The 6000-nt window shown below is 40.4% G+C and carries 6 protein-coding genes; 2 read left to right on the top strand and 4 right to left on the bottom strand.

The genetic code is table 11. The features are described 5' to 3' along the window. Positions 1-3: 3 nt before the first annotated feature. Positions 4-1068 carry a YheT family hydrolase gene (locus M595_RS18100; RefSeq protein ID WP_023067821.1) on the top strand — a complete coding sequence of 355 codons (1065 nt, stop codon included), beginning with the start codon at positions 4-6 and terminating at the stop codon, positions 1066-1068. Between the two features lie 227 nt (positions 1069-1295). Then, positions 1296-2651, top strand: coding sequence for an S-layer homology domain-containing protein (locus M595_RS18105; protein ID WP_023067800.1), 1356 nt, complete (start codon positions 1296-1298; stop codon positions 2649-2651). 1 nt (position 2652) lies between these two features. Here the strand turns inward: M595_RS18105 and M595_RS18110 are convergent, their stop codons facing one another. From M595_RS18110 to M595_RS18125, 4 genes are all read right to left on the bottom strand, one after another. Continuing rightward, positions 2653-3408, bottom strand: coding sequence for a DUF364 domain-containing protein (locus M595_RS18110; RefSeq protein ID WP_023067796.1), 756 nt, complete (start codon positions 3406-3408; stop codon positions 2653-2655). Between the two features lie 204 nt (positions 3409-3612). Continuing rightward, positions 3613-4701, bottom strand: coding sequence for a nucleotidyltransferase domain-containing protein (locus M595_RS18115; protein ID WP_023067810.1), 1089 nt, complete (start codon positions 4699-4701; stop codon positions 3613-3615). 185 nt (positions 4702-4886) lie between these two features. Continuing rightward, positions 4887-5378 carry a DUF2243 domain-containing protein gene (locus tag M595_RS18120; RefSeq protein ID WP_023067806.1) on the bottom strand — a complete coding sequence of 164 codons (492 nt, stop codon included), beginning with the start codon at positions 5376-5378 and terminating at the stop codon, positions 4887-4889. Positions 5379-5424: 46 nt separating this feature from the next. Then, positions 5425-5877: a protein tyrosine phosphatase family protein gene (locus M595_RS18125; protein ID WP_023067812.1), complete on the bottom strand. Its 453-nt coding sequence runs from the start codon at positions 5875-5877 to the stop codon at positions 5425-5427. Between the last annotated feature and the right edge of the window lie 123 nt (positions 5878-6000).

A 6000-nucleotide genomic window follows, 5' to 3' on the forward strand; every position in this document is an offset into this window, starting at 1 on the left:
ATAATGGATCAACTCTCCTACACTCCCCCCTTTTTGCTAAAAAATGGCTTGACAATGACTGTTTATGCAGCCTTGAGAGCCAAGAAAACCTGGGAAAAAACCACCCCTCATCGGGAACCCCACTATCAAGACCAAATCTTTCTCGGGGCGGGGAAAGTTCCGATTTTTGGTCAATATGCCATTGCTGAACATTCACGCGGTACAATCATCGGTACTTATGGGATTACTGGAGATTTAAACAACCAATGGTTTCTCAGACTGTTGGGGCGCAAAGCCTACGCCAAAGGTTACAGCGTTGTTTTGTTTGACTGGCGGGCGCATGGGAAAACCGCAGAACTCTCACCCACACTCACCTCAGATGGAATTTTTGAGGGAGAAGACTTTGTTCGCATCGCCGCTAAAGCGAAAGCCTTGGGGTGTCCGCCTCCGTTTTGGTTTACGGGATATTCCTTGGGTGGACAGTTAGCGCTTTGGGGTGTGAAAGCAGCACAAACCGTTTCCAGTTGGGGAAATAACCTCAATTTTAGTGAGTCAGACTTTGCCGGGGGAGCGGTGATTTGTCCAAGTTTGGATTCTAATCGTTCTCTGTCTTATTTGGTTAAAGATCCTTTCGGAAAATATCTCGAAAAAGCGATCGCCAAAGAGTTAAAAAGACTGGCTAGACGTATCTACAAAGCCCATCCCCAAAATATTGATCCAGAAGCGATCAAACGAGCCAATAGTATTTGGGGATTTGATCAAGAATTGGTGATCGAACGATTAGGATTTTCGTCAGTCGAAGACTACTATAATGCCAGTAGTGCCTTACCGTTATTAACTCAATTTCAAAAACCCACATTGATTCTTTATGCGGCCGATGATCCTTTATTTGATCCCACTATTATTCCCGATTTACAAGCCGCCGCTCGCCAAAATTCTAAAATAGACTTGATGTTAACTCAATATGGCGGTCATGTTGGCTATATTAGCAGTAAATCTTGTCAACGTCAATCCCAAGATCCGGATCGGTGGTGGGGTTGGAATCGGGTGTTAGAGTGGTGCGATCGCTTGGGTTATTCAGAGGATTGACTAAAATCCGAAATGGAATAAAACTCTTTTTTGTTGCCCTTCAAAACCCTTTGATTTTCCAGACTAAAATTTCTCGAAAAAAGGGCTAATCATTTCTAGTGATCATTTATAATGATTGAGGGAAATAATCATCGGTTCAGTTGACGATTCTCCCAAAGGCGATAAAATATTTCAGTAGAGTTAGGATACCCTAAAAATTAATTCTTTAGTTAGCTTAAAAATGCGATATGAACAGGAAAATAGGGGATGATCAATTAATATTAGGAGGAGTCGTTGCTATCACATTCCTCTGTCAAAGCGAGATAAGTCTGGCGACACCAAATCCTCCACCCCACGAACAAGCTCAACGGTCAACTATTACTTCCTTTTCAGATATTCAAGGACATTGGGCGGAAAGATGTATTCAAACCTTGGCGCAACGAGAAGTAGTAGGAGGAAATCGCGAAGATGATCGCTTTCGCCCCGATGAACCCATGAAACGGGTAGAATTAGCGATTATTTTAAGTCAGGCTTTTTCTAATGTTGAGGCAGTTCGTAAACCCACAAACTTTGCAGATATTCCGACGAATTATTGGGCTTATGATGCGATTCGAGAAGCGGATCGGAAAGGCTTTTTATCGGGGTATATTGCCGGGGCGTTTAATCCCATGATCACCGTCTCAAGGGCGCAGGTTTTAACGGCTTTAACTCAAGGTTTAGACTATGAACCGCAGTGGTTATCCACACAGCAATTAGATCAGATTTTTACCGATGCCGATCAAATTCCAGAAACCGCACAAACGGCAATTACTGCGGCGACTGAAAATGGTTTAGTGGTGAATTATCCCAATGTTAAACGTTTAAACCCGAATCAACCTGCAACTCGTGCTGAAGTGGCGACTTTTATCTGTCAAGCGATCGCAGATTCTCGTCAAACTCCTTTTATTCCTACTCAATATATTGCTCGAGTTTCAGCAGATGAGTTGTCAAATCCCACTCCTCAAACTATTGTTTTAAACGCCAAACAAGATGAAGAAAAACCGGAAATTGTACCTTCAGCGACAGCAAAACCGGAAGAAATAATTCCCCCTGAATCCTCCTCAGAAATTGCCGCTTCTGAATCTTCTCCAAATTCCTCCTCAGAAATTGCCGCTTCTGAATCTTCTCCAAATTCCTCCGCAGAACCCTCTGAATCTTTACCCCTAATCCCCGAAATTCCTGAGTCATTAGAAGCAACTGCGAGGGCTGAAGATGTAGAAGCTTTACTCTTTTATCAACCCGAAGATGAAGCTTCAAATCACCGTAAATTACGCTTACAAATTGTGCGCCGAGGTGTCTTAAAATTTAGTGAAGCAATTTTGTTGATGGCGGGGAGCAATAATCAACCCACTGATCAATTTTTGGGCGTAGAAATTGAAGATATTGATCAAGATAAAGAACCAGAAATTATTCTAGACTTCAAAATCAATAGCTCTAATTCTCCCGTTTACTATTCTCTGATTTATCGTTATAATCCCATTCGAGGTGAATATATTCCACTGCGTCAAGATTGGGGAACAACCCCTCCAGAACGATTACAACAGCAGGAAAATAGGGAGACTTAAATTAGCCCGAAATTTGCTGAACACAATATTGAACTCCTGTGTCAAAAATGCGAGTTCCGCCCCCTTCAGCAACCGTTTGACGCAAAGCTTGGGGGTTCGTGATCCGAACTCCGGCTAAATAATTCACTCCCATTTCGGCGAATTCTTCTAACCACGGTAAAGTTGGACCCATTAAGACTAATGTAGCATTTTTTGATAACTCAGCCAAGCGAGGAAAGGTTTTATTCGCGATGGAAGTTGAGGTTAAAAACACCCATTCTGACTCGGGTAAAATATATTCACAAGCGGGATCAGGTAAATCTGACCCGGTGGGTTGTCTTTCAATTACCACCAAATTCATCTCTTTTTCGTAGCGAGAAAGTTCGGGATAGCGCCCAATAATTGCCACCCGTTTTCCCCGAATTTGAGGGAGAAAATGTTCAAATACAGATAAGTTTGCCGGACCAGTCGGAGAGAGAGGTTGAGCCGTTTTTGGTAGGGGAGAATCCGAATTAATTATAGCATTAATTACCGCCATTCCGACTGTTGCTTGATAACTCTCCCACGATCGCACCCAAGAGGTCAACTCCGAGGCGGGTTTATTGACTAAAGTTCCCGACCACGGTAAGGTACGAGTGGGAATTCCGGGACTCATGCACAACCCCATTCCTTCGGCTTCGCACAGCGTCCAGGTTAAACCAATAATAACTTCTTGAATGGGAGTATTACTGGCACTTTTATCAAGGAGTAGGTCATAAATTTCACGGGGATCAATCATAGAAGTTTGGGGGTTAACTGACTTTGTTATTATTAACCTATTTCTTCTCAACTTCCCTTCACTTAATAAGTTCTTTGGGTTTGTAGGAAAATACTAGATTTACTATCTACCTGTTTACCTGATGATCAGTTTCTCGGAAATCTCACAAAAAACAATTATTAAAATTGGGCGCAAGCTTTACGCCCCAACAAGAGGTTTTAGGGATTAAAATCCTTGTTGTGAAACTAAATCCATACAAAGTTGATTGACAATAGATTCATCGACAGATTTTGGCAGGGTAGAAACAGTTTCGGCTTCATCGAGTTGTTGATAGAGTTGTTTTGCCATTTGTATCACTTCATTGTAGGAATATTGACCTTTTTTGATAGCTAATAATTCTTCAGCATCTCCGGCTTCTCGACGATCAACAATTAAATTTTGAGTCTTTAAAACCTCTATCCCCGTTTTTAATAGCCGAATCGCTTGCATGGCAAATTTACAGTCATAGCCAACTTTTGCTTCCATTTTTGCCCGTTCTGGGTTACGGTTCTTTTTCCAGCTTTGATAGTTTTTGTATTCTCTAATTCTCCGTTGATATTGTTGACTTTTTTGTAACATTTGAAGAAATTCTTCCGAACAATTGGCTAACTTTTGAGTGGTTTCTAATGCTTCATCCGGAAGCGAATGTTGTTTTAAAATTCCTTTGTAGTCAATCTCTGCGGTTAACAGATTATACAACGCTTTAGCCGGTTCTAGATATTCAATCCGATCCCGTACCAATAAATACAAATATTCTAAAAAACTATTAATCTGGCTAACATTTAGAGGCGGCTTTTCTACCAATCCAAATTCAGCCGCAGTGGGTTGATGTTGGGGAGGATTGAGTAACCAACGACGATGAGATTCTAACTTTTTGATTTGGGCGTAACCATAACCCGAATAGGTTTGTTTGATGCGTTTAGAAAGAAATAATTGTCGATGTTGCTGCAATATTTTTCCTACTTCTGTCAGGTGAACATAGTCTTTAAACCAGAATAATTCTAAAATATTGGGATTATTATCAATCGCTAATTTTAAGAACTTTCTGAGTTCATAGATACAGGTATCTTTGGCTAAATAAGGAAACGTTTGAGATGGGGTTGTATCCCAGCCTTTATCCTGTTGTTCGATGTGACTTAATCCCAAATAATAGGGTTTTGTCGCAATAAAAATGCCGCGATAGTCATAGTCAGAGGTAGCTGTTTCTAACCCATAACCTCGTGAACCTGTTAAGGCAATTAAAACCGTTCTATTTTCAATGTCTTCACGATTCATTAATTAGTTAAACGAACAACTTCTGCTGATCGTTCCTCACTTGTATAAAACTGTATTATGTTTGTAGTATATCACAAGAATAACGAACCTGCAACTATTCCACATCCACCAATGTAGGGGTTATTGTGTAGAAATCTATGTTTTTGAGGCAGAAACCTGAATCAACCCACCCCACTTGTCTCAGGTTAATTTTTTCGGGTTAAAACAATTCCCGCTAAAATCAGGAAACCTCCGATCAAAAAAAAGCTTATATCGTATATAATAAAGTTGGGAACTTGGCGAATATGATGCAATCTCAAGATCGCATGAAAAACAACACTATCAAATAAATTAAATCCTCCCCAACCTATTAGATTCCAGCCAATAAATGCGCGAGTTGACAGTGAAAAACTGGGATTTTGCTTAATACTTTTCCACAACAAACCTAAACCCGCTACAGTAATTGTAAACATTCCAGCATTAAAAACACCATCCGCAACAGTATTTGTTTCTAATCCGGCGAGGGTATTTGTGGGGACGAGATTGGCGATCATGTGGTGCCATTGCCACAACTGATGCAATACAATTCCATCGATAAACCCGCCCAAACCAAAGCCGAGTAAAAAACTTGCAAAAATTAACATTTTACTTTCGGAAGTAGTCGAGTCTAAGTTTTGCTTGCTTGTTTCATTTGTCATTATTTTATAACTCCTTGTCGCCTAATTTCAGTGAGATTCGGATGAATTAATGATTGTTTGAATGTTTAGAAATATAAGTGATTAAAAACTCCTTCATTTGCGGAAATGTATTGCAATCAAAACCCATTTCTTTACCCTGTTCTAGGATGGTATCTGCCGATATATTTTCTTTAATCGCAATATACATTAACCCCATTGCACCCGAACGCAATCCACTTTTACAATGGAGTAAGACAGGTTTCGGAAGGTAATCAATTTGTTGTATAATTTTATCGGCAAGTTCCTCTGTAATCCCATTAGGTTTGACGGGAAGATTAACATATTCTAATCCGGCTGCTTCTGCTTGTTTCTCCTCATCACTGAGGAAACCTTCTTCTTGAGGAGATCGAAAGTTTAGCACGGATTTAAACCCGGCTTGTGCTGCTTGTTGCAATTGGGTCGGTGTAACTTGATTAGTCGCAATTGAGAGTTGCTCATTAATTTTTTTAAGATTTTCCATGACTGTACTTATCCTTTGTGACTTAATCCCCTAAATATAATACTCCCCCGGAGTTAACCCGAGGGAATCTTCTTTCTACGATTCGACTTTCAATATATCGAGCGTTCAAAGTTAAAGTGTGTG

Source organism: Lyngbya aestuarii BL J, from assembly GCF_000478195.2.
Classification (GTDB): Bacteria; Cyanobacteriota; Cyanobacteriia; order Cyanobacteriales; family Microcoleaceae; genus Capilliphycus; species Capilliphycus aestuarii.

Excerpts from the sequence above, each read along its gene's own strand:
- M595_RS18100 (WP_023067821.1), top strand. The coding sequence starts at position 4 with ATGGATCAACTCTCCTACACTCCCCCCTTTTTGCTAAAAAATGGCTTG.
- M595_RS18105 (WP_023067800.1), top strand. The coding sequence starts at position 1,296 with ATGAACAGGAAAATAGGGGATGATCAATTAATATTAGGAGGAGTCGTT.
- M595_RS18110 (WP_023067796.1), bottom strand. The coding sequence starts at position 3,408 with ATGATTGATCCCCGTGAAATTTATGACCTACTCCTTGATAAAAGTGCC.
- M595_RS18115 (WP_023067810.1), bottom strand. The coding sequence starts at position 4,701 with ATGAATCGTGAAGACATTGAAAATAGAACGGTTTTAATTGCCTTAACA.
- M595_RS18120 (WP_023067806.1), bottom strand. The coding sequence starts at position 5,378 with ATGACAAATGAAACAAGCAAGCAAAACTTAGACTCGACTACTTCCGAA.
- M595_RS18125 (WP_023067812.1), bottom strand. The coding sequence starts at position 5,877 with ATGGAAAATCTTAAAAAAATTAATGAGCAACTCTCAATTGCGACTAAT.